Below are 2,770 nucleotides of genomic sequence, written 5' to 3'. Positions count from 1 at the left end.
TGATGTTCGCAGTCGCCCTTGCGGTGGGCGCGCTCGTGTATTTTCAGGTCCAAAAGGCTTCCGCGCGAGCAGACGCCGCAGATCCCGAGCTTAGCTCGCAAAGGTATATGAAATTTTGCGATATTTTAGAGGACAAACTGCGAGATCTAAAGCGTCTAGAACTATACGACGAAAGCGCTCGCGAGAGCTATCTAGACGAACTTGAGGCTCTTAGCAAGGAGTTAGTCTATATCAAAACGATGCATCAAAGCAACCTAAACCCTGCCGTGTGGGAGGGCAAGCTATTTGAGTTTCTCAATAAAACGGACGCTCTGATCGAAAAATACGCCGCGGGCGCAGAGCGCTCGCTGCAAGACTGGCGCAAGCAGCTGGAGATGGAATTTAAGAGCTTATAGTCGTGATCCTTAAGATATCAAAATTAGGCTACATATAATAATCGGCTCGGCGTAAAAGGCTTAATCGATGAACCTAAAATGGTAAAGTTTAGCCGCAGTACTCAGCCAAATCCAGCTACAAGACAAGCTCGATCCAAAAATCAATAAAATTCCAAGCGTGCTGAAAAATCTTAAAAATTTACAAACTCTGCAAAGATTCAAAGGAAAATTTATAGTCTTGCCACAAGGATCGCAATAGATCATACCGAATTTCATCGCAAAAATTGAGCCCATGAGCAAAGCCACAAGATCTGCTAAATTCAGAAAAAATGGGAGGCACAGCAAAACATACGTCAAATTTTAAACCGTGTATAAGCGCTAAAGCGCGTAAATTTTAAACCGCCAAATATCAAGGCGCATAAAAATTTAAACCGCTCGCGCGCTCTTTTTGGTGAAAATTTCTAAAAATTTAACCGCCAGTTTTTGTAGCAATCCCTGCTTTTTACGCTTTCTTAGTAAAAATTTTGCCGTTTCACTCCTACCAAACATTATGGCAAAGGCATAGGGTGTCATACCAAGACCACTCGTAGCCTCTACGTCTGCACCTGCATTTACGAGAGCTTTGACTACTTCCAAATGTCCTTTAAAGGCCGCACCCGCGAGCGGAGTTTGCCCGCGGTCGTTACGCTCATCGACTATGGCGCCGTTTGAGAGCAGCATATTTACAGTCTTTAGCGCGTTATTGTAGCTAGCTAGCATTAAAAGTGTGTCGCCTTTGGCGGATTTTAAATTTACGCTAAGACCGGCTTTTATCATCTTTTCCAGCTCCTCAACATCATCTCGCCTAGCGAAATCAAGCGCTATAGCGCAAAGCTCACCATATCTTTGCTCCTCGGCCTGCGTTAAGCTCGTCAATTTTTTGCTTTCAAAGCGGCTCTTACACCATTTGCATAGTCAGCGGAAATTTTTTCAAAATGTCCTATCGCGCGCTCTTTTATCGCTTCGCTCACACCCTCCATGCTATCTGCGATATTACTAAAAAGCTGCGATTTTTGTTCGTCGCTCATTAGCTCAAAAAGCGCTCTAGGTTGCGAATAATAATCCTGATCTTCGGCTCTGTGATCGTATCTTTGCATCGCGCCTTCTATGCTTATATCAGGCTCCAACAAAGCACGATCCTCTTTGGCGCCGCCAAAGCTGTTAGGCTCATAGTAAGCCTTATCGTCAAGCTCATACATTCCGTTATTCATCGCGCCGCCCACGACGTAAGTATTGACCTCGCTTACAGGACGATTAACATCTAGCTGCGCGTAGTGCGTGCCGATACGATATCTTTGAGCGTCGGGGTAGCTAAATATCCTTGCTTGCAGCATCTTATCGGGACTAAAGCTGATACCAGGCACTATATTTGACGGGCTAAATGCGGCCTGCTCAACCTCATTGAAATAATTTTTCGGATTTTCGTTTAGCGTCATGACGCCCACGTCGATGAGTGGGAACTCCTTATGAGGCCAAGTTTTGGTTAGATCAAAGGGGTTAAATTTGACCTCTTTTGCCTGCTGTAGAGTCATTATTTGAATTTTAAAATCCCAGCTTGGAAAGTCGCCCTTTTCTATGCTCTCAAAAAGGTCGCGTTGATTGCTCTCTCGATCTTTTGCAATGATCTGTGAGGCCTGAGCGTTGGTTAAATTTTTAATGCCTTGGCGAGTTTTGAAGTGAAATTTAACCCAAAATCTTTCGTTTTTGTCATTTATAAGGCTGTAGGTGTGGCTGCCAAATCCGTGCATATGGCGGTAACTTGCCGGAATACCGCGGTCACTCATCAGGATGGTTACTTGATGCATACTCTCAGGGCTTAAGCTCCAAAAGTCCCATGCTGCCTCATTTGAACGGAGGTGTGTACGAGGATCACGCTTTTGCGTGTGGATAAAATCCGGGAATTTATACGGGTCTTTTACAAAAAAGACGGGAGTGTTGTTTCCGACCAAATCCCAGTTGCCCTCTTTGGTGTAAAATTTAATCGCAAAGCCCCTTACGTCGCGCTCAGCATCAGCCGCTCCAGCTTCACCGGCAACGGTAGAAAATCTCAAAAGCAGCCTTGTTTTCTCGCCTTTTTGCAATACTTTGGCTTTAGTATATCGTGAGATATCCTGCGTAATCTCCAATGTTCCGTATGCAGCGCTACCTTTTGCGTGAACGGCGCGCTCAGGGATGCGCTCTCTGTTTTGATGAGCTAGTTTTTCAAGTAGCTGATAATCTTGTAACATTATACCGCCGCGACTGCCTGCGGTAAGGGAGTTCTGGTTATCCGCGATAGGATTACCCGAAGTAGTGGTTAGTTTTTTCATATTTATTCCTTTCTAATAAATTTTGTTTGTAATTATACATATATAAAT

General features: G+C 44.4%; 3 protein-coding genes. 1 reads left to right on the top strand and 2 read right to left on the bottom strand.

Annotated elements, in window-relative coordinates:
• A partial coding sequence (locus Q0314_RS06530; protein ID WP_298057652.1) for a hypothetical protein occupies positions 1–395 on the top strand: 395 nt, incomplete at its 5' end.
• A 405-nt stretch (positions 396–800) separates the two neighbouring features.
• Here Q0314_RS06530 and Q0314_RS06525 read toward each other — a convergent pair.
• Positions 801–1,289, bottom strand: coding sequence for an ankyrin repeat domain-containing protein (locus Q0314_RS06525; protein WP_298057650.1), 489 nt, complete (start codon positions 1,287–1,289; stop codon positions 801–803).
• On the bottom strand, positions 1,286–2,722 hold the full coding sequence (locus Q0314_RS06520; RefSeq protein WP_298057648.1) for a catalase: 1,437 nt from the start codon (positions 2,720–2,722) through the stop codon (positions 1,286–1,288). Before Q0314_RS06520 ends, Q0314_RS06525 begins: the two co-directional genes overlap by 4 nt.
• Between the last annotated feature and the right edge of the window lie 48 nt (positions 2,723–2,770).

The organism is uncultured Campylobacter sp. (assembly GCF_938040115.1).
Taxonomy (GTDB): Bacteria; Campylobacterota; Campylobacteria; order Campylobacterales; family Campylobacteraceae; genus Campylobacter_A.
Note: the sequence above shows the minus strand (reverse complement) of the source record. Positions and strands in the feature narration are given on the sequence as shown.

Excerpts from the sequence above, each read along its gene's own strand:
- Q0314_RS06520 (WP_298057648.1), bottom strand. The coding sequence starts at position 2,722 with ATGAAAAAACTAACCACTACTTCGGGTAATCCTATCGCGGATAACCAG.